The organism is Gordonia sp. SID5947 (assembly GCF_009862785.1).
In the GTDB taxonomy this organism is placed as follows: domain Bacteria; phylum Actinomycetota; class Actinomycetes; order Mycobacteriales; family Mycobacteriaceae; genus Gordonia.
Map to the genome: position 1 here is coordinate 2,179,832 of NZ_WWHU01000001.1, position 24,521 is coordinate 2,204,352.

At 67.5% G+C, this 24,521-nt stretch carries 20 protein-coding genes and 2 pseudogenes; 12 read left to right on the top strand and 10 right to left on the bottom strand.

Annotated features, from left to right (window positions below; translation table 11 throughout):
• Nucleotides 1–3 precede the first annotated feature (3 nt).
• The 5 genes and pseudogenes from GTV32_RS10100 to GTV32_RS10120 all read left to right on the top strand — a co-directional run bounded on the left by GTV32_RS10100 (nucleotide 4) and on the right by GTV32_RS10120 (nucleotide 5,509).
• Nucleotides 4–645, top strand: coding sequence for a TetR family transcriptional regulator (locus tag GTV32_RS10100; protein WP_161060217.1), 642 nt, complete (start codon nucleotides 4–6; stop codon nucleotides 643–645).
• A 343-nt stretch (nucleotides 646–988) separates the two neighbouring features.
• The gene (locus GTV32_RS10105; RefSeq protein WP_161060218.1) at nucleotides 989–1,570 is read left to right on the top strand and encodes a TetR family transcriptional regulator; all 582 of its coding nucleotides are present in this window, start codon (nucleotides 989–991) and stop codon (nucleotides 1,568–1,570) included.
• Nucleotides 1,563–3,095, top strand: coding sequence for an NAD(P)/FAD-dependent oxidoreductase (locus GTV32_RS10110; protein ID WP_161060219.1), 1,533 nt, complete (start codon nucleotides 1,563–1,565; stop codon nucleotides 3,093–3,095). Before GTV32_RS10105 ends, GTV32_RS10110 begins: the two co-directional genes overlap by 8 nt.
• Nucleotides 3,092–4,821, top strand: a pseudogene (locus GTV32_RS10115) (GMC family oxidoreductase). The gene GTV32_RS10110 and the pseudogene GTV32_RS10115 overlap by 4 nt, the downstream one beginning before the upstream one ends.
• Before the next feature lie 25 nt (nucleotides 4,822–4,846).
• Entirely contained in the window at nucleotides 4,847–5,509 is a 663-nt protein-coding gene (locus tag GTV32_RS10120; RefSeq protein ID WP_161060220.1) for a hypothetical protein, read from the top strand.
• A 15-nt stretch (nucleotides 5,510–5,524) separates the two neighbouring features.
• On the opposite strand, the gene GTV32_RS10125 is transcribed toward GTV32_RS10120, so the two are convergent.
• From GTV32_RS10125 to GTV32_RS10135, 3 genes are all read right to left on the bottom strand, one after another.
• Entirely contained in the window at nucleotides 5,525–6,337 is an 813-nt protein-coding gene (locus GTV32_RS10125; RefSeq protein WP_161060221.1) for a mycofactocin-coupled SDR family oxidoreductase, read from the bottom strand.
• A gap of 67 nt (nucleotides 6,338–6,404) precedes the next feature.
• Nucleotides 6,405–7,022: a TetR family transcriptional regulator gene (locus tag GTV32_RS10130; RefSeq protein WP_161060222.1), complete on the bottom strand. Its 618-nt coding sequence runs from the start codon at nucleotides 7,020–7,022 to the stop codon at nucleotides 6,405–6,407.
• Between the two features lie 18 nt (nucleotides 7,023–7,040).
• Nucleotides 7,041–9,278: an MMPL family transporter gene (locus GTV32_RS10135; RefSeq protein WP_161060223.1), complete on the bottom strand. Its 2,238-nt coding sequence runs from the start codon at nucleotides 9,276–9,278 to the stop codon at nucleotides 7,041–7,043.
• Nucleotides 9,279–9,468: 190 nt separating this feature from the next.
• Here GTV32_RS10135 and GTV32_RS10140 point away from each other — a divergent pair, with 190 nt between their 5' ends.
• Complete coding sequence (locus GTV32_RS10140; protein ID WP_161060224.1) at nucleotides 9,469–10,098, top strand: alpha-ketoglutarate-dependent dioxygenase AlkB; 630 nt, start codon at nucleotides 9,469–9,471, stop codon at nucleotides 10,096–10,098.
• A gap of 111 nt (nucleotides 10,099–10,209) precedes the next feature.
• Entirely contained in the window at nucleotides 10,210–10,749 is a 540-nt protein-coding gene (locus tag GTV32_RS10145) for a hypothetical protein (protein ID WP_161060225.1), read from the top strand.
• Between the two features lie 18 nt (nucleotides 10,750–10,767).
• Here GTV32_RS10145 and GTV32_RS10150 read toward each other — a convergent pair whose 3' ends face one another.
• The 4 genes and pseudogenes from GTV32_RS10150 to GTV32_RS10165 form a co-directional block, all read right to left on the bottom strand.
• On the bottom strand, nucleotides 10,768–11,643 hold the full coding sequence (locus tag GTV32_RS10150; RefSeq protein WP_161060226.1) for an oxidoreductase: 876 nt from the start codon (nucleotides 11,641–11,643) through the stop codon (nucleotides 10,768–10,770).
• A 60-nt stretch (nucleotides 11,644–11,703) separates the two neighbouring features.
• Nucleotides 11,704–13,286 (bottom strand): annotated as a pseudogene (locus GTV32_RS10155) (adenylate/guanylate cyclase domain-containing protein).
• 302 nt (nucleotides 13,287–13,588) lie between these two features.
• Nucleotides 13,589–14,137: a YceI family protein gene (locus GTV32_RS10160; protein ID WP_161060227.1), complete on the bottom strand. Its 549-nt coding sequence runs from the start codon at nucleotides 14,135–14,137 to the stop codon at nucleotides 13,589–13,591.
• Nucleotides 14,138–14,267: 130 nt separating this feature from the next.
• Complete coding sequence (locus GTV32_RS10165; RefSeq protein ID WP_161060228.1) at nucleotides 14,268–14,870, bottom strand: CoA pyrophosphatase; 603 nt, start codon at nucleotides 14,868–14,870, stop codon at nucleotides 14,268–14,270.
• Between the two features lie 86 nt (nucleotides 14,871–14,956).
• Between GTV32_RS10165 and GTV32_RS10170 the strand changes: the two genes are divergently transcribed.
• From GTV32_RS10170 to GTV32_RS10180, 3 genes are read left to right on the top strand one after another with little or no spacing between them, the layout of a single operon-like run.
• Nucleotides 14,957–15,514, top strand: a complete 558-nt coding sequence (locus GTV32_RS10170) for a helix-turn-helix domain-containing protein (protein WP_161060229.1) — start codon at nucleotides 14,957–14,959, stop codon at nucleotides 15,512–15,514.
• A complete protein-coding gene (locus tag GTV32_RS10175; protein ID WP_161060230.1) occupies nucleotides 15,511–16,227 on the top strand; it encodes an ABC transporter ATP-binding protein in 717 nt (238 codons plus the stop codon). Before GTV32_RS10170 ends, GTV32_RS10175 begins: the two co-directional genes overlap by 4 nt.
• On the top strand, nucleotides 16,224–16,976 hold the full coding sequence (locus tag GTV32_RS10180; protein ID WP_161060231.1) for an ABC transporter permease: 753 nt from the start codon (nucleotides 16,224–16,226) through the stop codon (nucleotides 16,974–16,976). The genes GTV32_RS10175 and GTV32_RS10180 overlap by 4 nt, the downstream gene beginning before the upstream one ends.
• A gap of 6 nt (nucleotides 16,977–16,982) precedes the next feature.
• Here GTV32_RS10180 and GTV32_RS10185 read toward each other — a convergent pair whose 3' ends face one another.
• The 3 genes from GTV32_RS10185 to GTV32_RS10195 all read right to left on the bottom strand — a co-directional run bounded on the left by GTV32_RS10185 (nucleotide 16,983) and on the right by GTV32_RS10195 (nucleotide 21,035).
• On the bottom strand, nucleotides 16,983–18,026 hold the full coding sequence (locus GTV32_RS10185; RefSeq protein ID WP_161062441.1) for a hypothetical protein: 1,044 nt from the start codon (nucleotides 18,024–18,026) through the stop codon (nucleotides 16,983–16,985).
• Nucleotides 18,027–18,140: 114 nt separating this feature from the next.
• Complete coding sequence (locus GTV32_RS10190) at nucleotides 18,141–19,655, bottom strand: long-chain fatty acid--CoA ligase (protein WP_161060232.1); 1,515 nt, start codon at nucleotides 19,653–19,655, stop codon at nucleotides 18,141–18,143.
• Nucleotides 19,656–19,790: 135 nt separating this feature from the next.
• Nucleotides 19,791–21,035: a PucR family transcriptional regulator gene (locus GTV32_RS10195; protein ID WP_161060233.1), complete on the bottom strand. Its 1,245-nt coding sequence runs from the start codon at nucleotides 21,033–21,035 to the stop codon at nucleotides 19,791–19,793.
• 142 nt (nucleotides 21,036–21,177) lie between these two features.
• On the opposite strand from GTV32_RS10195, the gene GTV32_RS10200 reads away from it, so the two are divergent.
• Together GTV32_RS10200 and GTV32_RS10205 are read left to right on the top strand one after the other, a co-directional pair.
• Nucleotides 21,178–22,899, top strand: coding sequence for an aldehyde dehydrogenase family protein (locus GTV32_RS10200; protein ID WP_161060234.1), 1,722 nt, complete (start codon nucleotides 21,178–21,180; stop codon nucleotides 22,897–22,899).
• 23 nt (nucleotides 22,900–22,922) lie between these two features.
• Nucleotides 22,923–24,518: a GMC family oxidoreductase N-terminal domain-containing protein gene (locus GTV32_RS10205; RefSeq protein WP_161060235.1), complete on the top strand. Its 1,596-nt coding sequence runs from the start codon at nucleotides 22,923–22,925 to the stop codon at nucleotides 24,516–24,518.
• Nucleotides 24,519–24,521: the final 3 nt, after the last annotated feature.

Below are 24,521 nucleotides of genomic sequence, written 5' to 3' on the forward strand. Positions count from 1 at the left end.
ACGATGGGCAGGGTCCGCAGCGAGCGGGTCACCGCAACTCGCGCCCGAATCATGTCCGCGGCCGAGCGACTCTTCGCCGAGCAGGGCGTCTCGGCCGTGTCCAATCGTCAGATCAGTGAGGCCGCGGGCCAGGGCAACAACTACGCCGTCGGTTATCACTTCGGCGGCCGCCTGGAACTGATGCGGGCCATCCTCGAACATCACAACGCCGAGATCGAACCACTGCGGCGAACGATGATCGATCAGCTCGGGCCCACGGTGGAGGTGCGTGACTGGATCGCGTGCCTCGTCGCGCCGCAGACCGATTACCTCGATTCGCTCGGCACACCAACGTATTTCGCGCGGTTCTGTGCACAGATCACCATCGACCCCCAGTTCGGGACACTGCTCTACGAGCAGGCGGCCGCCTCCGATGAGCTGATCGCAGTTCTCACCGGCATGTACGCATCGCTGCCCACCATCCCGAAACCGGTCCTCGAATCGAGGGATGCCATGGCGCGCAACATGATCCTCCTCACCCTCGCCGACCACGAGCGGGCGTGCGCCGCCGGCGGGGCCACGGGGTCGTGGTCCGGCATTCGCGAGCAGCTGATCGATGCACTCGTCGGCATCTGGCTTGCGCCGGTGACCCACGACGCGAACTGACCGCCAAACCGAACCAGCGCAGGGGCGCCGAACTCCCGAGGACCCCCACATCCCCGGAAGCCCGACGCCCCCGACACGGTCCCCCGACCTAGACCCCGGAGCCCCCGGCCCCCGGGGTCCGCCCCATTCAACCATCTATCAGTCACCTGACTCAATACGGCGGCCCAGATTTCTCGAGAAGCGACGACGAGGTCACCTCCGCAAGTCACCCCTCCGCGGCTGGGTCGTGCCGGGCCGCTGCAGGCCGAAGGCGATCCGAGGCGACGCCATCCGATCGGCGACACCGCCCGAAGAAAACAAGCAGTCTGGACTGTTTCTTGAAATCCAGCTACGCTCCTGCCCCATGACCGAGCAGCCCGCGCCGGCAACGCGCACCCAGGCAGAGCGCACTGCCGCCACCCAGGCCAAGGTCCTCGATGCCACTGTCGACGCACTGGTCCAGCTCGGCTACGCCGGGACCACGACACAGGAGGTCAACCGGCGGGCGGGCGTGTCACGCGGCGCGCTGCTTCACCACTTCCCCACCCGGGAGGCCCTCGTCGTCGCCGCGGTCTCCCACCTGGTCGATCGCCGGCTGGCCGAACTGTTGAACCGCCCCCGTTCCGGTGACGAGGACATCGAGATCGTCGTCGAGGCGTTCAGCGGTCCGCTGTTCGATGCGGCACTGGAACTGTGGGTGGCCGCGCGCACCGACCGTGGTCTGCGCGAGGCGATGATCCCGCTGGAACAACAGGTGTCCGATGCCCTCGCCGCCGGGTGCGCCGATCTGTTCGGCGACCGGTACTCGCCGGCAGAGCTCGAACTCACCGTGGAACTCGCTCGCGGACTTGCTGTTTCCCGAATTCTCCGTACCCCCGATGCCGACCGGGCGCTCATCGCCCGGCTACTGCCCGTGTGGAAGGAACTACTCGACCGCCATGCCTGAAACACCCGACCGCACCGCACCGTCCGAGGACGTCGATGTCCTCGTCGTCGGTACCGGATTCGGCGGTCTCGCCGCCGTCCACCGTCTCCGCGCAGATCACCCCCGGCTCACCATCAGGGTCATCGAGCGAGCTGCCGGGCCCGGAGGTGTCTGGCGCGACAACGACTACCCCGGCGCGGCGTGTGATGTGCCGACGTCCCTGTATTCGTTGTCCTTCGCCGACAATCCGGACTGGTCACACACCTACGGGCGTCAGTACGAGATCCGCAGCTACCTCGAGGCGGTCGCCCGCGAACACGCCGACATCATCCGTTACAGTTGCCCGCTCACCGGCGCGACCTGGGACGAGCACGACGGTCGGTGGATCGCCGAGACCGGTCTGGGCACCATCCGCGCGCGGCATCTGGTGGCCGCGCCCGGCGCACTCTCGGAGCCGGGTGTACCCGACCTGCCAGGCTCGGACCGATTCGGCGGGAAGGTGTTCCACACCGCGCGGTGGCGTCACGATCACGACCTCGCCGGGCGCCGCGTCGCCATCGTCGGCAGCGGGGCGTCGGCCGTCCAGGTGGTTCCCGAGATCGTCGACCGGGTAGCGCATCTCACCGTCTTCCAGCGCACACCAGCGTGGGTCGTCCCGCGGCTCGATCGGACCATCGGCCCCGTCGAACGTACCGCCTATCGCGCGGCACCGATCGCCCACCGGCTGATCCGCCGACTCACCTACCTCTACCGGGAGGCCTACGTCGTGATGATGGCGCACCGACCGCGCCTGCTCCCGGTTGCCACCACGCTCGCCAAAGTACAGCTGCGCCTACAGGTCCGGGATCGCAGCCTGCGACGACGACTGACCCCCGACTACACCATCGGCTGCAAGCGGATGCTGCTGACCAACAAGTGGTTTCCAGCACTGCAACGCGAGAACGTGACGCTGACCGGCGCCATCGCCGGACTCACCGCGGATGCGGCCGTCGATGCCGACGGCACCGAGCATCGGGTCGACACCGTCATCTTCGCCACCGGCTTCACGCCCACCACGCCACCGATCGCCTCGATCCTCCGCGGCCGGGGTGGCAGGAGCCTTGCCGACATCTGGTCCGGATCGCCGAGCGCCTATCGCGGCGTCGCTGTGCACGGCTTCCCGAATCTGCACCTGATGTACGGGCCGAACACGAATCTGGGACACAGCTCCATCGTGCTCATGCTCGAACCCCAGGCGTACTACATCTCGCGTGTGCTCGATCATCTCCGCGGGCAGGGACGGACGACCGTGGAGGTGACCGATGAGGCGCAGCGCCGTTATGCCGCCCGGATGGACGCCGACCTGGCCGGGACGGTGTGGAACTCCGGCGGCTGCTCGAGCTGGTACATGGACGCCTCCGGACGGAACTCGGTGATGTGGCCGACCTTCACCAGGACCTACCGAAAGATGATGTCGCAGTTCGACCCTGCCGATCACATGGTCGGTACGGCTGCCGCGGGCGTCACGTCGACGCAGGCGACCGCCGCGGTGGGTGGCATCCGATGATCGGTCGAACGAGGGTCGACGCATCCGCCGAACATTTCGACGTCATCGTCATCGGCTCGGGCTTCGGCGGATCCGTCGCCGCGCTCCGGTTGTCCGAGAAGGGGTACCGCGTCGGCGTGCTCGAGGCCGGCCGGCGGTTCGCCGACCACGAACTACCCGCCACGAGCTGGCGACTTCGCGACTACCTCTGGGCACCGTTCCTCGGTTGTTATGGCGTGCAACGGATGCACCTTCTGCGGGACGTCTTGGTGATGGCCGGGGCCGGCGTGGGCGGTGGCTCGCTCAACTACGCCAACACTCTGTACCGACCACCGGCCACATTTTTCGACGACCCGCATTGGGGTGCGATCACCGACTGGGCCGACGAATTGGGCCCCTACTACGACCAGGCGGAGCGGATGCTCGGCGCCACCACGTACCCCAACGTGACGCCGTCCGATGACGTGATGCGCGAGGTCGCAGCGGAACTCGGCGTCGAGGAGACCTTCGTTCCGACCCCGGTGGGTGTGTTCTTCGGCGAAGCCGGTGTCACCACCTCGGACCCGTACTTCGGAGGCGCCGGCCCGTATCGGACCGGTTGCACCGAATGCGGCGCGTGTATGACCGGATGTCGGGTCGGAGCCAAGAACACCCTGGTGAAGAACTATCTGTATCTGGCCGAACAGACCGGCGCACAGATCATCCCGATGACCTCGGTGCATGCCGTCCGACCACGGTCCGGAGGCGGGTACACCATTGATACCCATCGCACCGGTCGACGTCGACGTACCCGCACCTACTCCGCCGATCAGGTGGTGTTCGCGGCCGGTACCTACGGCACCAACAAACTCCTTCTGTCGATGCAGCAGTCCGGTGAGCTCGCCGAACTCTCGGACCGGGTCGGCCGAGTGGTCCGCACCAACTCGGAGGCCGTGCTCGCCGCAACCGCCCGTGACCGATCGACCGACTACACCCAGGGCGTCGCGATCACCTCGTCGTTCCACCCGAACGCACACACGCACATCGAGCCGGTCCGGTATGGCAAGGGCAGCAACCTCATCGGGCTGTTGCAGGCCGTGCTCGTCGACGGCGGCGGACGTATGCCACGCATCCTCAAGGCGATCGGGGCGATGCTCGCCCACCCCGCGCAACACTCCGATCGCTGTCGGTTCGGAACTGGTCCGAGCGGACCATCATCGCGCTGGTGATGCAGACCGCCGACAACTCGATCGAACTGTTCGCCGGACGAGGCCGCGTCGGCCCACGTCTGCGAAGCCGGGCCGGCGATGGTGACCCACCGCCGCGATGGATCCCCGAGGGCCATCGGGCGGTGCGATCGGTCGCCGAACGCATCGACGGCGACGCCGGTGGCTCCGTCGTCGACCTCCTGAACATCCCGATGACCGCCCATTTTCTCGGCGGATGTGCCATCGGCTCCGATTCCCGGACCGGCGTTGTCGATGCCTACCACCGGGTCTTCGGCCACCCCGGACTGCACATCGTCGACGGTTCGACCGTCTCGGCCAATCTCGGCGTCAACCCGTCGCTCACCATCACGGCCGCGGCCGAACGGGCGTTGGCCATGTGGCCCAACCGCGGTGAGCAGGACCCTCGTCCGGAACCCGGCGCGGGTTACCGTCCGGTGGAGGCGGTGGCACCGAATCGTCCGGCCGTCCCGGACGGCGCACCGGGCGCCCTTCGCCTGCCGGTCCGTCTGTCCATCAGCCCCGTCCGGCGTCACGCCTGATTCCGCGAAGTCCAGGAGCACCAGCATGTGGAGTGTTGTCGAGTCCCGTACCGATCGCGATCTGTGGCCGGTGAGCCCACCGGCCCCATGGCCTGCATCGGTGCGCGCCACACTCTGGTGGCACCGCGCCACCGACGATGCCAGGTCCCTGGCGATCTCCGATGGCCCGACCATCCCCATCACGGTGGGGATGATGGTCGATTACCTCGACTCGCCGGTCGGACCCTATCGGGAGGTTCTCGCCAGCCCGGTGCTGCTGGCACCGAGCCGACGGCTCGGACCTCTTCCGCGGCTGCATGTCCCGTTCATCGCGGTGGATTCGGAGACCTCCGTCCACGGTGGCCGCTTCCACTGGATGCTGCCCAAGGTGATGGCGGCGTTCCACGGAGAGGCGACGTCGGAGATGGTGGCCAACGGTGCCGACTGGTCCGTCCACGCCATCGCGCGGTCACTACCGGTGACCCTGCCGGTGGTCGGCGCGCTCGGCTTCGCGCAGCCCATCAGCCGCGCCGGCAGCCCCGTCGACTTCCTTCGTGCGACGGCGACGCTCGCCGGGACCTTCCGACCCGCTCGTGTCGATGTCGTCCTCACCGGCCCCACGCTCCCCGCCTGGTTGAAGGCAGGCACGCACACCGGGATCACCCTCACCCGCGGCCGGATGTCGACCGGCCGCGGACGGCGCTGCTGAACACCGGCACTGTCGTCAGAAGTACTGCGCGCCACCGTCGATCGAGATGTGCTCGGCCGTGATGAACTTCGACTCATCCGACGCGAGGAACGCCACCACGTTGGCGATCTCGTCCGCCTCTGCGACGAACTGGTTCAGGAACGTCATGCCCATACCCGCCAGCCGCGGGTTGGACGCATTGGTCTCTTCGATCCTGGCGACCATCTGGCCCGAACCCATCGGTGTGGCGACCGCCCCCGGGTGAATGCTGTTCACCCGTATGTTGTGGTTGCCCAGTTCGGCCGCGAAGGCACGCGTCATCCCCACCAACGCGTGCTTGCTGGTGGTGTAGTGAACCATGAACGGCTGCATCTTCTTTCCGGCGAACGAACTGGTCAGGATGACCGAGCCGCCACCCCGCTCGATCAGGTGATGCGCGGTCGCGGTCACCGTGTTCCACGCCCCGATCACATTGATGTCCATGGTGTCGCGGAAACTGGTGGGAGACACCTCGTCCCAAGTCTCGGGGATGCAGATGCCTGCGTTGGCAACCACCACATCGAGGCCGCCGAACGCCGACACGCCGTCGTCGACGGCGGCCTTCAACTCGTCGAGGTCGCGTACGTCGCACCGGACGAGGTGTGCCTTCGAGCCCTGTTCTTCCACAAGTCGACCGGTCTCGTCGAGCTCGGCCGGTGTCGCCGGGTCGTACGGCACACCGGGCAGCGGCCCGGCGATGTCGACACCGATGATCTGGGCGCCCTCAGCCGCCAGCCGAACCGCGTGGGCACGTCCCTGGCCACGCGCGACCCCGGTGATGAACGCGACCTTGTTGTCGAGACGTCCCATGGCCGAACTCCTTTCGTGACGCGTCGGCGTCGCACTGACGCGTCGGATCAGATGTGCAGTGAATCGGTTACAGGGGCAAGCCCTGCTCCAGCAGGTCGATGGCTTCGAGCAGCCCTCGGAGGAGCTTCTCGTCTGCCATGTCGTCGGACTGGGCGAAGTGGAACATCACCCCGCCGGCCGCTGCGATGAACACGCGCAACCGGAAGTCGTCGGCAGCCGTCCCGGTGTACTCCGCGAAGAAGTCCGTCGCCTCCGAGATCGCCCGGTCGGATTCGATCTGATAGGCGGTGCGCAGGACCGGCTCGGACTGGATCAGACGCATGCGATCTGTGTTGCTGGCCCAGTCGTCGTGGGTACCGATCTCGAACAAGTCGGTCACGAGCCGGCGCAGCAGATCGAAATGGCCGAGTCCCTTGGGTATCGCGGCGGTCGCCGCATCCCTGGCCTCCCGGAGGTCGTCGGAGATGACCACCTGTTCCTTCGATGCGAAGTACCGGAAGAACGTCGTGTGCGAGACCTCGGCCTCGCGCGCGATCTGTTCGACGGTCGTCTGCGTGTAACCGTTTTCGGCGAAGAGTCGCATCGCCGCCTCGCGGATCGCCTTGCGGGTACGGATCTTGTTCTTCTCCCGCAAGCCGAGGCGACGCCCCGGGCCCACGCCCGGGGCCGTCGTCGGTGTGGCCATGCTTCCGACCTCCTCGGATCAGTTCGCCGAACCCACTGTCTCGCGCGGTGCCGACTCGGTTCCGGAGGGAACAAGCCCGCGATCGCGGACCGCGCCACCCTCGATGTCGAAGTTCACCACGAGTCGATCCAACCATCTCGGGAGGCCCCAGGCGCGATCTCCGAGTAATGCGATGATCGCCGGCACCACCATCATCCGAATGATGAAGGCGTCGAAGGCAACCGCGACCGCAAGTGCGAACCCGATCATCTTGGACGTCGTGTCCGGGGCCAGCATGAACGCGGCGAACACGCTGATCATGATGATCGCCGCCGACGTCACCACGCGCGCACCATGCCGATATCCGGCGACGATGGCGTCCTTCGCCGACAGGCCGTGGATGTATTCCTCACGCATGCGCGTCACGAGGAACACCTGGTAGTCCATCGCCAGGCCGAAGACCACTCCGATCAGGAAGATCGGCAGGAACGACAGGATCGGCTGCGTGTGACTGATCAGCCCGAGGTCGCCCTCCTGGAAGATCGCGACCGTCACGCCGAAGGTCGCCAACACCGAGAAGATGAAGCCGAGAGTCCCGATCAGCGGGACCCAGATCGAACGGAACACCGCGATCATGATCAGGAAGGCCAGGCCCACCACCACCACGAGGTATGGGATCAGGGCCTTGTCGAGCTTGGCCGACAGATCCGACATGATGGCCGTCTGCCCGCCGACATGCAGCTGGGCACCCGCGGCCTCCACGCTCGGCGTGTGGTCGCGGATCTGCTCCATCAGCTCGTGAGTCGCCGCATCCGACGGCGCGCTCGTCGGTGTCACCGAGATGAGGGCGGTGTCCGCGCCGACCTGAGGCTGCGTCGTACCGTTGCCGATCCAGGTCAGGGTGTCGGTGTTGGCGACGTCGGCCAGCGTCTTGATGTGCTCGACGGTCTGTTCGGCGGGCACCCTCACGTCACCGTTCTCGCTGTGAACCACCACCAGCAGCGGGCCGTTGATGCCCTCGCCGAAACCCCGCTGCAGCAACGATTGTGCGGACGCCTCGTCGTCGGTGGTCAGGGACATGCCCAACTCGAGTTTCGTGGCCGGGATCGCGGCCAGCACCAGCACGGCCAGACCGGCGATGATGAACGGCAGCGGCCGTTTCACAACGGTCCGGCCGAACCGCACGCCGAGGGTCTCGGCGGTGTCGGACGGTTCGGCGTGTCTGATCCACGGGATGCGGGGGGCGAAGGCGAACCGGCCGACGGCGCCGAGCAACGCCGGGATCAGTGTCAGGGCGGCGAGAACCGCAACAGCCACGGCGACCGCGGCGCCCATACCCATCTGAGTGATCAGCGGGATCCCGACGACCATCAGCGCCACCACCGCGATGATGACGGTGAGCCCGGCGAACACCACCGCGGACCCGGCCGTGCCGACCGCCCGGCCGGCCGCATCTGCGGCGGCACCTCCGCGCTTTCGTTCACTGCGATAACGCGACACGATGAAGAGCGCATAGTCGATCGAGACGGCGATGCCGAGCATCGTGACGATCCCGGTGGCCGTCTGGTTGATGCTCATGAACTCGGCCCCGAGGGTCAGCAGCATGATCGTGATCATCACCCCGATCAGGCCGGTCACCAGCGGGATGAACGCGGCGACGAGCGCGCCGAAGGCGACGATCATCACGACGAAGGCCACGGCGAAACCGATCATCTCGGCCTTGCCGCCCGCCTCCTGGACCTGCATGAGCGACCCGGTCGCCTCGACCTGTAGTCCCCCGCCCCGGTGGTCGGCGAGGATCTCCTTCAGTTGCTCCTTCTCGTCGACCGTCAGGTCGAGGAGCTCGATGTTCTGGCGAACCTGGATCAGACCGACCTTGCCGTCGTCGCCGAGGACGGCAGAGGCGAGCGCCGGTTGCGCCTTGGCCACCGTCATCGGGTTCACCACGGTCGTGCGGTCGGTGAGTTCGGGCAGTTCGTGCAGATCCGCGACAAGCGCATCGATCTGCGACGAGTGTGCGGCCAGCCCGTCGTCGGCAGCCACCAACACACTGGTCGACGCCTGCGACTGCTGCTTCATCACCTCCGGGAAGTACTTCTCGACCTGTGACGTCGCGGTTCCGGAATCGGTACCTGGCAGGCTGAAGTCCTTCGCGAACTTCGGGCTCAGGGCACCCACGAGGCCGGAGACGGTCACAGCGGCGAGCAGCCAGACTGCGATCACCCACCACTTGTGCCGGAAGGAGAACCTCCCGACTCGGTACAACATCGACGCCATCGTCTTCCCTTCACATCGGTGTGTTCGCTCGGGGCCCCAAAAAGTGTTAGTGGATGCCACTTGTTACTGGATACTGAAAGATGCGCGTTTTCGCCACCTGAAACGGACAATTGTGGCGGACGCCTCGGGTGTGGGCCACGGCGTCACAGATCATCGAACATCTGTTCGCATCGTGCGGTAGGCTGTGCGCATGGCCGCGGGCATACAGGGGTCGCTTTTCGATCAGCAGTGCGACGAGACGACAGTGGGAGATCTGGACGACACCTCCACGCGGCGCGTGCTCTCCGACGGCGCGTGGGTCGATCTCCGTCCTGGGTGGATCTCCGGTTCCGATCTCCTGTTCGACACCCTCCGCGCAACCGCGGCGTGGCGCACCGAGCGGCGCCGGATGTACGACCGCGTCGTCGACGTCCCGCGCCTGGTCGCGACCTACCTCGACGGCGATTCGTTCCCCGACCCGTTGCTCCGCGATGCGCGCGACCGGCTCTCGCGGCATTACCGCGACGAACTTCCCGAAGGGTTCGCCACCGCCGGCCTCTGTCTGTACCGCGATGGCTCCGACAGCGTCGCCTGGCACGGTGACCGGATCGGGCGAGGATCGTCCGAGGACACGATGGTGGCGATCCTCTCGCTCGGCGCCCCTCGACCATTGATGTTGCGTCCCCGCGGCGGCGGTGCCTCACTGCGGTTCATGGTCGGCCCGGGAGATCTGCTGGTGATGGGCGGCAGCTGTCAACGGACGTGGGAGCACGCAATACCGAAGTCGCCCGGCGTCGGCCCCCGGATCAGCGTGCAGTTCCGTCCGCCGGGCGTCTGGTAGCACCGATCGGACAGACCGGGCATCGGCCGCACCCATCACCGTCCCCATCCTGGTCAGGTGGTTGAATCGGGAGCGTTGTCACCGCCCCGGGGCCGAGCCGAAATGAGAAACATGATCAAGAAGTCCGCTGCCGCCGCCATCCTTGCCACCGCCGCGATCGCCACCGCGGCCTCCCCGGCGACCGCCGGTCCGCTGGACACGTTGTTCGGCAGCGCGGGAGCAGGCAGCTCGGGCTCGGGCAGCTCTGATCTCCTCGACGCCGGTAGCTCCGCTCTCGGCTCGTCGAGCTCGACGCCACAGCACTACGGAAAGCTCGGACGTCCCGACGCCACAAACGGCGTCAAGTCCATCAATGTGTGGACGTATGCGCCCAAGGCACAGGCGATCTCTCCTGGCGTCTACCCGAAGAACTCACATCTCGGCGTCCGGTGGAACTCGACCATCGATGCCGGCCCGGTGGTCGACGGCAACGAATGCCGGATGGAGATCCGCCTGTCCGGCCCGAAGATCCCGAAGAAGGCGCAGCTGACCAAAACGCAGGACTGCACCTCCGCCAAGTCGTTCCTGCTGCGGACCCCGGGTTCGTACGCGATCAGCGTCACCGACATGATCTCCGGAGCCTCCAACTCCATCAGGTTCGACGTCCAGTAGGCGGACGTTCGGCCCCCGTCAGACCTGGAAGCCGATTCCGGTCAGCTTCTCCGACGCGGTCCACAGGCCATCGCGGACGGCCTGGTCGTCGGCACGCTTGTGATAGCCGGAGATCCCCGGTGCGCCACGCGCGCCGAACATCTGCGTCGGCCCGTAGAAGGTGCCGTTCGTGACGTCGGGTGAGGTCGCCGCGTACAGCGACGGCAGCGCGCCCGCCGCGGCCGACTGCGCGAACACCTTGTTCGCCACGTTCATGAACACGTCCTCGACGGTCCCCGATTTGCCCTGGAGTTCGGTTGCGGCGTAACCGGGATGAGCGATCAGCGACGACGTCGCGGAACCCGTCGCGGCCAGTCTTTCGGCCAACTCCTTGCCGAACATGAGATTGGCCATCTTGGAGTCGCCGTACGCGCGCCAACGCCGATAACGTCGCTTGTCCCAGTTGAGGTCACCGAGGTCGATACGCCCGATCTGATGCATCGACGACGACAGCGTGACGACTCGATCGGAGATCTTCGGCAGCACCAGCGCCGTCAACGCGAAATGGCCGAGATGGTTTGTGCCCATCTGCATCTCGAAGCCCTGCGCCGTGCGGCCGAACGGGATCGCCATCACACCCGCGTTGTTGATCAGCACGTCGGCCCCGCTGAGTCCGTCGGCGAAGGCGCGCACCGACTCGAGGTCGGCGAGGTCGAGTTGCGCGACCGTCGCCGCGGGCCCGATCTCCCGCGCGACCGCCTCGGCCTTCTGCGCGTTACGACAGGCCAGGATCACCTGGGCACCTGCGGCGGCGAGCGCCTTCGCCGTCTGGGCTCCCAGGCCACTGTTGGCACCGGTGACCACGACCGTGCGCCCTGACTGATCCGGGATGTCCGATGTCGACCAACCACTCATGCTCGCGACCCCCTGTTCATCGAATGATGCGGTCCACGCTATTGATCCGGCCGATGGCCGTCAACGATCGAGGAATCCGAACGGCAGGTGCATCATCCCGGCCGCCCCCACACGGCGAGCGGGACGCAGCAGGCCGGACAGCATCCCCCGAGCGTCGGCGTCGCCGGTTCGACGACCATCGCGGCCGGGGCGAAGACCTCCGTCGGCCGTGGCCGACCGCGCAGCGTCCGGGTACCCACCGAACTCCATTCCTGCGCTTCGTCGCCTGCTGCGGCGACGGCCGCATCGCCCGCGAGAACGGGGACGGCGGACGTCTTGGCGAGTTCGGACAGCCGGGCGCACTCGTTCACCGGGTCGCCGATGACGGTGTACTCGTAACGCTGTTCCGCACCGACGTTGCCTGCGAACGACATCCCGTACGACACCCCGATCCCCCACCGGACCGGGAGTTCTTCGAGCCGCACCGCCAGGTCCCGCGCGGCCGCCAGCGCCGCGGCGGCCGGGTCGTCGATGACGACCGGCACACCGAACACCGCAAGCGCGGCGTCACCCTCGAACTTGTTGACGAAGCCCGAATGACTGTCGACCACATCGGCGACGATGGTGAAGAAGCTGTTCAGCAGTTTCACCGTGGCCTGCGGATCCTGCTGAGCCGCAATCGACGTCGACCCCACGATGTCGACGAACAGGACGCCCGCCAGAGCATTGGTGCCGTGCATGCCGACGCCGCGTTCGAGCGCGAGTTCGGCGACGGTGTCCCCTACGTGGCGCGCGAAGAGTTCGCGCATGCGTTCGCGTTCGTCGAGGCCCTCCACCATCTCGTTGAAACCGTGTTGCAGGACGCCGAGTTCGGACGAGTCGTAGACCGCGACGTGGGCCGAGAGATCACCTCGCTCGACCCGTTCCACGGCTCGACGCAGATCGATGAGCGGATCGGCGATGGCCCGCCCGATCAACACCATGACGCGGGCGCCGGACGCGAGACCGACGATCGCGAGTACCACGGTGGCCCAGTCGACGGGTCCGGCGGCCGGCGGGAGCATGCCGGTCCATCGCCCGATATTGATGATGAGCAGGCCGAGCATCGGGACCGCCGAGCTCACCGCCCACACCGCGATCATCCTCGTCCGGACACCATGCATCACGTGCTGGGCCGGCGCCGCGCGCAGCGCGACGACCGACAACGGCCGTGCGGCACGCTCGGCGAACATGTAGGTGATACAGGAACTCGAGAAACCCGCCAGCATGAATGCCACCGCGACGCCCACGACCGTCTTCTCGGTGAGCTCGTTGGCGGTGAGGACGTAGGAGAGCACTGCAGCCGACCACGCGATCAGGGTGGCGATCACCTGGTGGCCCGGGATGCGCTGCACGGCGCGACGCCGGGCCCGGTCGGCTGGACGCCCGCTGACGAACCACCGGAGTTGCGGCCGGAACATCGAGAGGCCGAGAACCACGTTGATGAGCAGCCCGATCACGATCGCGATGACGACGGCGGGAAAGTTGGGGGCGCCGAGCGTGGTGTCGAAATTGAGTTGGCCGCCGTTGAACGCGAGTTGCACGAGGAGGAAGGTCTCGGCGCCCACGACACAGTTCGCGATGCTGATCGTGAGAGCGGCCGCCGCTGTGGCCCATCGAGCCATCCGTGCGCGTTCGGTCGCGGTCAGGCTCGACCAGTGCTGCGCGATGGGTGCACTGATGCGGCCCCACCACAAAGAGGGCGCATGGACTCCGCCCCACGACCCGACGGTGTCGGACCAGGGGCCGTGTGGTCGCACCATACGGCCACCTCCCTGCCCAGCGGCGTAGTGCCACCCTACCGAACGCAATGGTGGCGGCGACCACGAAAACGGGAGTCGACGCCGCGCTCAGATGGCGCGGGGTCGACTCCCGTCAGACGTCGGACCGGGGGCGTGTCCCCGGCTCCGGGATCAGACAGCCGGGATCAGGCCGGCTGGCCCGCCTCGATCTCGAGGGTGATGGTGACCTTGTCGCCGACGACGACGCCGCCGCCCTCGAGCGGCATCTCGATGTCGATACCGAAGTCCTTGCGGTTCAGCACGGTCTTCGCCTCGAAGCCGGCGACCGGGCCGTAGCCCATGCCCGGGCTCACACCGTTGAACTCGAGCTCGAGCTCGACAGACTTCGTCACGCCCTTGAGGGTGAAGTCGCCGGTGAGGACGTAGTCGTCGCCCTTGGGCGCGACACCGGTGGAGACGAAGGTGGCCTTCGGGAACTTCTCCGCGTCGAAGAAGTCGGCAGACTTGATGTGCCCATCACGCTGCTCGTTGCCGGTGGTGATGGAGGTGACGTCGATCTCGGCCTGCACGGACGGGGTCCCGTCCTCGGCGATGGTGATGGTGCCGGAGAAGGTCTCGAAGTTTCCGCGAACCTTGCTGACCATGAGGTGCTTGACGGAGAAGGCGACGGCGGAGTGCGACGCGTCGATCGTCCAGGTTCCGGTGGCGATCGGGGCGGTGACGGCTGTGGTCATGGTGACAAATCCTCCAGATGGGCGGTGTTCGTTGTTCGGTCTGTGAGAGTGGGCCTTCTCGACCCATCACAGCTTCAAACGGACCGCGGTCCGATTTCATTCCCGGGTTTACGGGATTTTCTGGAAAAGATCATCGCCACGCGAAAACCGGCTGTTCGAAGCCGTCGACCCGAGTGGCCCGCCCGCGGAGGACGACCTCGGCGAACTGGTAGATGACTGCTGCCGTCGGGGCGTGGACGAGGGCACCGACGATCGGGAGCTGGATCACCGGGCGGTCAGATTCGGGGATGGTCAGGAACCTCGGCTCCACCATCAACTCCTCGAAGGTGACGAAGAACAGCTCGGCGACCTCGTCCGGGTTGGGGTCTGGGGTGTGCGAATCGTCTGACCAGCAGACGACCGGCGTGATGACAAAGCCGGACCGGGTCGGATAGTCATCGAGCAAGCCCAGCACGCTGTCGGCCGGCAGTTCGACGCCGATCTCCTCGTGGAGCTCACGCAACGCGGCGGTGGGCGGGTCCTCGCCCGGATCGAGGCGTCCGCCGGGCAACGCGTACTGAGCAGCGTGACGCCGCATCGTCGCAGGCCGTTTGGTCAGCCAGATCCCATGGTGACCGTCGCGCTCGGCAATGGTGATGGCCACCGCGGCGGCCCGGGCATCGGGAACCTCGGCCGACTGCCGCCGGAAACCGGACATCCGCGCGGCCACAGCGGCGCGGTCAAGGGTGTTCACATTTTCCAGTTGACCACGGACCGATCTCTGCACGATCGCCGACCACACCCTTGCCCACCGAATTGTTAGAGTCTAACATTTTGATCATGGCCAGTCATGGCAAAGCCCAGCGCACTCGCGAGCGACTGGTGCGCGCGGCCCTCGATCTCTGCGCCGCCGAAGGGTTCGAGAACGTCAGCGTGGGTCGGATCGCGGAAGCCGCCGGGGTCACCGAGATGACCTTCTATCGCAACTTCCCCACCAAGGAAAGCGTCCTCCTCGACGACCCGTTCGACCCGGTGATCGCGGATGCGGTGGTCGGCCAACCCGCGCATCTGCCGGCATTGGCCGCCGTCGCGGCTGGTGTGCGGTCCGCGTGGGGCGCCGTCGAGACGGCCGACCTCGACGTCGTGCGAGACCGCCTGGGGGTGGTCGCACAGTCACCGCGGTTGCGCGGCGCGATGACCCAGAGCACCGCGGCCACCGCAGCCTCGATCGGAGGGGCCCTGCGCGCTCGCGGCGCCGCGGCCCCCGATGCCGAGATCGCTGCGGCCGCTGCCGTCGCCGCACTGACCGCGGCCCTGATGGCCTGGGCCCAGGACGACTCGACCGCACTCGACACCGCGATCGAGCGCGCGCTCCGGATCCTGGAGGGTGAGCGATGACCACACCACGGGTCGCGCTACGCGGCGTGACCCGGCAGTTCGCCGACGGCACCGGTGTCCGCCGGATCTCCCTGAATCTCTCGGCGGGCGAGATCGTCGCCCTCGTCGGTCTGAACGGAGCAGGTAAGACCACGCTCATGCGGGTGCTGCTGGGCATGCTGAGCCCGGACGCGGGCACGGTGGAGCTCGGCGGCGTCCCGATCGGCCACGTGCCGTCGGCGGCGTGGCGAACGGTTGGGCATCTGGTGGAGTACCCCCTGGCCTATGGCGAACTGACCGCGCGGCAGAACCTGGTGTTGTCCGCGCGGCTGCACCGGGCGCCGGTGGACGTCGTGGACCGGGTGATGGCCGAGTTCGCCCTGGGCCCGTACGCCGACAAACGAACCCGGAAGCTGTCGCTGGGTAACCGTCAGCGTCTCGGGCTGGCATCGGCCCTGCAACACGATCCGACCGTGATCGTCCTCGACGAACCCACCAACTCCCTCGATCCGTCCGGTGTCATCACGCTGCGGGATGCCCTGCGCTGCCGGGCCGCGAACGGGTCGGCGGTTCTCGTCAGCAGCCACCACCTCGACGAGGTGGCCCGGATCGCCGATCGGATCGAGGTACTCAACGACGGCCGACTGATCGGCGGACTCGACCCCGGGGCCGACGAATTGGAACGGGTGTTCTTCGAGCAAGTGCGGGCCGACGACGAGCGGAGACACCGATGAGGGAGGCGATCTACGCGGAGAGAGTCAAGTTCGCGTACTCCCCGGTGGGCCGTGCCGCGACCGCGCTGTTGGGGTGTGGGATCGCGATGCTGAGCTGCGCCATGCCCCTGGCCGCCCGCAGCGGCGATCCCCAGATGCTCGACAAACTCGGGGAGGCGGGCGAACGGAGCTGGGACGGCCTGCTGTCGGGGGCGGCCCAGGTGACCGGGGCCGGCGGCCTGCTCGGCTTCGGGGTGGTGCTGGGCTGGATGTTCGGCCGCGAGTTCGTCGACGGCACCATCACCGGGCTCTTCGCGCTTCCCGTCTCACGTTCGGTGATCGCGTCCGCGAAACTGATCGTCTATCTCGTCTGGGCTGTGGTGGCCAGCTCGTTGATCGTCGCGACCCTCCTCCTCGGCGGTCTGGCCCTCGGGCTGGGCGCACCGTCCGCCGAGACGGTGACGGGGCTCGGACGTCAGTTCGCTCTCGGCGTCCTGTCGGCGATCGGCGCGATCCCCGTCGCGTGGCTGGCCACCCTCGGACGCTCGGTCCTCGTCGGTGTCGTCGGCTCGATCGGACTGGTGATCGCCGCGCAGGTCGCGACGATCGGGGGCGCGGGTGGATGGTTCACGATCGCGGCACCCGCGCTGTGGGCGATCTCGGACGGTCGCGAGGTGAGCGTCGTGCAGCTCGCGCTCGTGGTGCCGATCGCGCTGGCCGCCGTCGTGGCCACCATGTTGACCTGGAGGCGACTCCAGTTGACGCGCTGATCCGGGTCACACCCGCAGTTCGTCGCCCGGCACCGTCGACGTGGTCACCTGTCGACCGAGGTGGTAGGTCATCACTGCGAGCGCGCACAGACCGATCGCGAGGTTGAACAATGCGCCGAATCCGTCCAGCGCGAAGTCGACCAGGGCGTTCGACAGCGTGAACACAAGGGCGGCGATACGCAGTGAGCGCAGCGGCCACACTCCAGCGGTCCGCCGGCGGGCGATCATGGCGGGCAGTGACAACATCATCGTCACCACGCCGCTGACCAGAAGGATCCACGTCGCCGTCGCGTTGCGACTGAGTTCGAGGTAGATCTCGACATCGCCGCGACGCGTTCCGTCGAAATAGAAGCTGAGGCCGCCGACGATCACGGTGCCCACCGAGCTGATCGCCAGCATCCACCCGAAGAACGTGACCCACCTCGGGCTGCGGACGAACCCGGGGATCAGCGCTGCGGCGCGGTCGCGCAGACGCATCAGGCGATCGGGTGATTCGGAGCCGGCCTCGAGCAGCGCCCGCAGGTGACCGAGCATCTCCGGATCGGCACCCCGGTCGCCCGCGAGTGTCAGGAAGTCCTCGGCCTGCTCACGCCTGCGGGGTGGCAGTCCATGGGCGACCCCGTCGGCGATGATCGCGGCCGCGTTCGCCAGCGCCTCCGCCTCGGAAGGCCGCTTGACGTCACGGACGATGCGGCCGATCAGGAGGATCAGGACGACAAGGACGTACATGATCTCGGCGGACGGACCGTAGAAGTAGTCGTTGTCCTTGGTCACGAACTTGCCGACCTCGTCGAGGAACAGGCCGAATCCGATGCCGCCCATGACGATAGCGATGATGCGGGTCGCCGGTCCGAGGAAGAGCCAGCCGGTGACCAGGGCGAGCATCATGAGCGCCCCACCCCACAGCGCATGTGCGATGTGCAGCGTGCCGCCACCTACTTGCGGATAGCCGGTCACCTGGAGGTAGAGCCGTGTCACCAGGATGGTGCCGATCGCGAAGATCAGGAACCATTCGACCGACGTGGTGCCGTAGACACTTCGGATCACCACCGCGCTGGCACGCGAACGGTGCGATTCGGCCATGGTCAAAGTATGGCCACGCTGCCCGCCGAACCACCGAGATTCGATCAATCGGCCGTCGCGAGCAGGTCCTCCGCTACCGGCTCATCCGCGGGCACCGCCGACCGCAGGCACGTCGATCTCACGGCGCAGGATCTTTCCGGTGGCCCCCTTGGGGAGTTCGGGCAGGAACCAGATGTGGCGCGGGTACTTGTAGGCCGCGACGCGTTCCTTCACGAACTCGACGAGTTCGGCCGGGTCGGTGGCCGCATCCCGCTTCAACGCGACCGCGGCGCCGATCTCCTCGCCGAGCGACTCGTGCGGAATCCCGACGACCGCGACCTCGGCAACCGCGGGATGCTCGTAGAGCACCTCCTCGATCTCGCGCGGGTAGACGTTGTAGCCGCCGCGGATGATCAGGTCCTTCTTGCGGTCGACGATGAAGAAGTAGCCGTCCTCGTCGACCCGGCCGATGTCTCCGGAGGAGAACCACCCGTCCGAGTCGATCGCCGCCGCGGTGGCGTCCGGCAGGTTCCAGTAGCCCTTCATGATGTTGTGGCCGGCGATCTGGATCTCGCCGGGCTCACCAGCGGTGACCTCGTTGCCCTCGCTGTCGACGACGCGCATCCGGACGCCCTCGATGGGTGTGCCGATCGAGCCGGCCTTGCGCTCGCGGTCGGGATGGTTGAACGAGGCGACCGGCGAGGTCTCCGACAATCCGTAGCCCTCGAGGATCATGCAGCCAAAGGCCTTCTCGAAGTCGCCGAGTACCTGGACCGGCAGCGACGCGCCGCCCGATGCGCAGGTACGCAGACTCGCCGTGGCCGACGGTTCGAACTCCTGCGCCACACCCAGCATCGCCGCGTACATCGTCGGGACACCCAGGAACACGGTGACCTGATCCCGCTCGATGACCTGCACCGCGGTCCGTGGGTCGAAACGCGGGATCAGCGTCAGCGTCGCACCGACCAACACCGACGTGTTCATCCCGCAGGTCAGCCCGAAGACGTGGAACAGCGGCAGACAGCCCATCACGACGTCGCCGAATTCGATACCGATCAGCGTTCGCGCGGTCACCTCGGCATTGCGTGCGAGGCCGCCGTGGGTGAGTTCGGCACCCTTCGGCTTGCCGGTGGTGCCCGAGGTGTGCAGGATCACCGCGGTGTCGGCGTCGTCGCACTCGACCGGGCTCGACTGCTCAGGCAGATCGGCGACCAGTTCGGTCAGACCCGCGTCGTCGACCAGCCAGAGATGGCTGTCCGCCGCCGCTGCCGCCGCGCGCGCCTCGTCTGCGAACAGCGGCGTTGCGAACAGCGCCGTGGCACCGGTGTTGGTCAGGTAGAACTCGATCTCACGGGCCTTGAGAAGCGGATTCATCGGGACCGCGATCGCGCCGCGGCGAAGGATGCCGTAGAACGCCAGCGCGAAAGCCGGCGTGTTGCCGAGCATGATGCCGACCCGGTCGCCCGGTCCGATTCCCTGCCTGTCCAACAACGTCGCGACTCGTGCTGCGGCGGAGTCGAACTCGGCGAAGGTCAACGAGAGTGCGTCGCACCGGAGTGCGACAGAGTCGCCGTGATCGCGCGCCGTGGCAACGAGATTCATGGAAAGGTTGGTCATCAGCGGTCTCCTGGACTCGGATGTCGGATATGTCAACTCTGTCGGACACCGCGGCGGGCGTCGATGGTCGCGGTCACAGTACGGATCGGGCTGCGCTTGTTCCTGCGCACAGTCACCCCGTGACTGCCGGCCGCCCTATGCCGACCGACGCACGTCGGACGACGGATCGCCGCGCAACCGCACCGCGCGTAGCGCAAGATACAGTTCGGCGGCGTCGATGGGCTTGTCGACGGAACGGCCGGTGAGATCGCGAATCTTGCGCAGGCGATACAGCACCGTGTTGCGGTGGTAGTGCAGACGTTCCGCAGTTGCCGCGGTCGAGCCGTCACAGGCGAACCATGCCTCGAGCGTTGCGAGCATCTCGTCGCGCTCGTCGACCGGGAGCTCGAGCAACTGGCCCAACGTGCGGCCCGCGACCTCGTCGGCCACATCCGGAACCCGCACGAGCAGCAGTTCGAGCGAAAGGTCTGCATACCTGACGAGGTCTGCGGTTCCGGCGGGCGACGAGCGCCGCGCCACACGAGCCTCGTCGACGGCGCGGGCGATCTCGGCAGGTGCCGAGAACGGGCGGCTGACCCCGATGCGCTGATCGAACACCGAGACCACCTCGGCCACGGCGATCTCGACATCGGTGTCGGAGCGGCCGCAGATCAGCCCGAGGTACCCGTCGGACCGGGTGTCCCAGACCGACGCGATGCCTTTCGCGTGCAGCCGTGTCGTGGTGTCACTCGCGGTGGCCGGACGGGGCTCGGCGTCCTCGGCACACACGACCGCGAAGCTCGCCCGCTCCGGTAGGCCGAGCGCGCGCACGGCATCGATGATCGCCGTGGGGTTTTCCGAGTGATCGTCGAAAACCGTCCGCACGAGGAGCGCTCGCGCCTCGGCATCGGCGTGGCTGAGCAGGATCTCGGCCTCGCGGTAGCCGTCGACGGCCGCGCCCGAATACGTATCGATCGCTGCCCAGAGCGCAGTGGGGACGTCGAGAAGTTCTTCCGGTGAGATCCCCCGGGCGCGGCTGAGCATCTGCTCCCAGATCAGCTGTCCGCCGAGCCGGTAGGCGCGGAGAACCGCGGCGAGCGGAATCGCCTGCTCGGCCTTGAGACGGCCGGTCGCCCGCGCGACGTCGACGCGGATGCGGCCGGTGCCGGCCAGCACCGCGAGCACCGAGCTGAGGTTGTCGGCGCACGTGGCGCGCAACTGCTCGGGGGTCAGCAGCTGCGCCTCGAGATAGGTCTCCTCCGCCGAGCGCAGACGCTCGACGATGGTGTCTGTGAGCGCGGGAAGGTCGTCGAGCAAGTCGGCGGCGAGTGCAGCTGCGGGCGAACTGCTCGTTGAGGTGACCACCACCGCATCGTACCGGTCCTCCGTGAGCGCCACCATATCGGCATTGTGCGACGGCACAAGATCACAGCCGACCCGACTTTGCGCCCGCCCATGGTGGGCCGATGGTTCCGAGGCGAAGAATCCATGACATCGGGCAATGCCCCGACCCCGGCCACACGACAGGAGTTGATCTACGCCCATGAGCGTCGACACGCAGCACAGAACCGACCACCTCGACTCGGTCGAGGCCGCTCTCGCCGATCTGTCCGCAGGTGAGAAGGCCTGGGCCGCCCTGTCCCTGACCGACCGCGCCGACCTCCTCGACCGCGTCCGGGCGCTGACCGGCAAGCACGGCGCTGAGTGGGTCGCGGCCGCCTCCTCGTACAAGCGCCTGGGACCACACTCGGCGCTCGCCGGCGAGGAATGGATCTCCGGTCCGTACGCATTCGCCAGCGGCCTCGGTGCCGCCGCACAATCGCTGCGGGACCTGGCCGTGGGCCGCAGCCCCGTCGCCGACGCCACGTTCGGCACCGCGGCAGGCCATACCACCGTGCGGGTGCTGCCGTCGTCGCGCTACGACTCGTTGCTGCTCAGTGGATTCAGCGCCGACGTCTGGCTCCGGCCGGGGGTGGATCCCTCACAGGCCAGAGCCGCCGCCGGCCTCGCGCAGCTCGATCCGGCCGCCACCGGCGGTATCGGGGTCGTTCTCGGCGCGGGCAACATCACCTCGATCGCACCCCTGGACGTGATCTACGAGCTCCTCGCCCACAACCGCGTCGTCGCGCTGAAGCTCAACCCGATCACCGATTCACTCCTCCCGGTTCTCGAGCAGGTGCTCGAACCGCTCATCTCGGTCGGCGCGATCCGTATCCTCACGGGCGGTGCAGAGGTCGGCGAGTACCTCGTCCAACACGACGCGGTCGCCCATGTCCACATGACCGGTAGCGCCGCCACCCACGATGCGATCGTCTGGGGAACCGGACCAGACGCCGCGCGCCGCAAGGCATCCGGCGAGCCCCGGCTGACCAAGCCCATCACCAGCGAACTCGGCGGCGTCTCCCCGACCATCGTGGTGCCCGGCGCCTGGAGCGCGGCAGACCTGCGATTCCAGGCCGAGCACATCGCCACCCAGCGACTGCACAACGGTGGCTACAACTGTGTCGCCGCCCAGGTCGTGATCCTCCCCGGCGACTGGGACCAGAAGCAGGACTTCCTCGACGCGCTGCGTGACGCGTTCCGATCGGCGCCGGCCCGGGTCCCCTACTACCCCGGCAGCGACGACCGTGTCGCCGCGGCCCACGACGCGTACCCCGATGCCGAACGGCTCGGCAGCGACGGCGAACGGCTGCTGATCACCGGACTGTCACTCGACGGCGACGAGAAGCTCTTGGGCACCGAGTGCTTCAGTCCCGTCCTCGGCGTGCTCGAGCTCCCTGGAAACGGAGCCGAGTTCCTGACCGCCGCAACCGATGCCGCGAACAACCGGTTCGTCGGCACCCTCGGGATCAACGTGATCGCGCACCCGGATTCCATCGCCGACCTCGGCGACGACTTCGAGAAGATGATCGCCGATCTGCGCTCCGGGACCGTCGCGGTGAACGCATGGACCGGGATCGGCTTCCTCACCGCAGCCGCCACCTGGGGTGCGTTCCCGGGCCACACGATCGACGACATCCAATCGGGAACCGGCGTGGTACACAACGCTTTCCTCCTCGCCGATGCCGAACGCACCGTCGTGCGCGGCCCGTTCCGGCCCGCCCCGCGGTCGATCCTGCACCGCGAGTGGTCCCTGTCGCCCAAACCGCCGTGGTTCGTCACCAATCGGACCGCAGCCACCACGGGACGTCTGCTCGCCGAGTTCGCAGTGGACCCGCGTCCGATGCGACTGCCCGCCATCTTCGCCTCCGCGCTGCGCGGCTGATCCCCCGACCACGAAAGGCCCCCATGCCCGCCTCACCCCGCACCGTCGACTACGTCGTCGTCGGAACCGGATCCGCCGGTGCCGTCGTCGCCAACCGGCTCAGCGCCGACTCCCGCAACGAGGTCCTGGTCCTCGAAGCCGGAACCAAGGACACCGACAAGTTCATCCACATCCCGGCCGCGTTCTCGAAGCTGTTCGGCAGCGCATCCGACTGGGACTACTCCACCGAGCCGCAGCCGGAACTGGGCGGCCGACGGGTCTTCTACCCTCGAGGCAAGACGCTCGGCGGGTCGTCGTCGATGAACGCCATGATGTGGGTCCGCGGCTTCGCCGCCGACTATGACGAGTGGGCCGACCACGCGGGCGACGAGTGGTCGTTCGACAGCCTCGTCGAGTACTTCAGGACCATCGAGAACGTCGCAGGCGCCACCGAGAACGACGAGGGCACCACCGGGCCGTTGCATGTGTCGCACCAGCGCTCGCCGCGCGCGCTGACCCGAGCGTTCCTCGACGCCGCCGCCGAGTGCGGATACCCCGTCGAGCGAGCGAATCTGCCGGAGCCCAAGGGCTTCTCGCAGACGATGGTGACCCAGAACCGGGGTTCCCGGTTCAGCACCGCGGACGCCTACCTGCGTCCCGCGCTCAAGCGCAAGAACCTGCAGCTCATCACCGAGGCCCTCGCAACCAAGGTGATCTTCGACGGCACCCGTGCCGCCGGTGTCGAATACACCCGGGGCGGCCGGACGGAGCAGGTGTTCGCACGACGCGAGGTGGTGCTGTGCGGCGGCGCGGTCAACACCCCGCAGCTGCTCATGCTGTCCGGTGTGGGCAACAGCGCAGACCTCTCCGACCACGGGATCGGCACGGTTGCACATAATCCCGGCGTCGGCCGCAACCTTCTCGATCATCTCCTCGCCCCGATCGGCTGGGACGTGGAATCCGGGTCGCTCTCCGATGCCGAGAGCCCCCGGCAACTCGTCGACTATCTGTTGCGCCGTCGCGGCATGCTGACCTCGAACGTCGGCGAGGCCTATGGCTTCGTCCGCAGCCGTGATGACCTCCGCCTTCCGGATCTCGAGCTGATCTTTGCCCCGGTCGCCTTCTACAACGAGGGCCTCGGCGACCCGCATCCGCACCACGCCGTCGCGATGGGGCCCATCCTCGTCAAGCCGGCGAGCACCGGAACGGTGACGTTGCGCTCGGCCGACCCGACGGCGAAGCCGATGATCGACCCCCGGTACCTCAGCGACTCCGACGGTGTGGATCGCACGGCGATGATGCAGGGGCTGCGGGCCACGGTCGACATCGCCCGGGCACCGTCGCTGCGTGACCGCCTCGGCGTGGTCACCCAGCCACGCACCACCATGCGTGTCCCCGACGACGACGTTCTCGCCGAGGTGCTGAATCGCCACTCGCACACGCTGTATCACCCTGTCGGTACGTGCCGGATGGGCAATGACCCCGAGAGCGTCGTCACGCCGAGGCTCGCGGTGCGCGGCGTCTCGGGGCTGCGTGTTGCCGATGCCTCGGTGATGCCGACGATCGTCCGCGGCCACACCCACGCCCCGTCGGTGGTGATCGGCGAGAAGGCTGCGGATCTGATCCTCGCGGACAACTGACGC